Source organism: Bradyrhizobium sp. NBAIM08 (assembly GCF_020193935.1).
Classification (GTDB): Bacteria; Pseudomonadota; Alphaproteobacteria; order Rhizobiales; family Xanthobacteraceae; genus Bradyrhizobium; species Bradyrhizobium yuanmingense.
In genome coordinates this window covers 1-411 of the sequence record NZ_JADYVR010000829.1, presented here as the reverse complement: position 1 = coordinate 411, position 411 = coordinate 1, and the positions used below count along the sequence as shown (strand labels likewise).

General features: G+C 55.2%; 1 protein-coding gene. It reads right to left on the bottom strand.

What is annotated here, in order from left to right; translation table 11 throughout:
* A partial coding sequence (locus I6F37_RS42265; RefSeq protein ID WP_225154714.1) for a PCRF domain-containing protein occupies positions 1-344 on the bottom strand: 344 nt, incomplete at its 3' end.
* Positions 345-411 lie beyond the last annotated feature (67 nt).

Here is a 411-nt window from a genome sequence, read left to right as displayed (position 1 = left end):
CCGCGAATGACCAGGCGAGGGTTCTGAACCTCGTGCTGGACTGATTCTCGTGAGAGTGCGCGAGAAAGCGCCGACGTCAGTTCTTCTGCGAACTGCTCGGCGTCTTCCCCACCTTCTCCGGGCCTGACTTCAACTACTGTGTTCATGTGAGACAGTGTATCAGATGGGCTGAGATTCGTCCAATTCGTCAACAACGCAGTTCCAGCCGTCCCGTTTGGCTTTCTTGGTCGCAGAAATCTTATTTCTGGTTTCGACAGAGCAGCCTTTCCCTCGTCTGTTGTGGATGGCGCAAGCGGCGCATCCTTGCCCTTCTCCCAACTTCCTTGCCCTGGAATGCTGCTCATGGCCGTTTCGGCAAATAAATGAAACGACAGCCTCTCCGCCACTCCCGACATGACCAACATAGCGTCC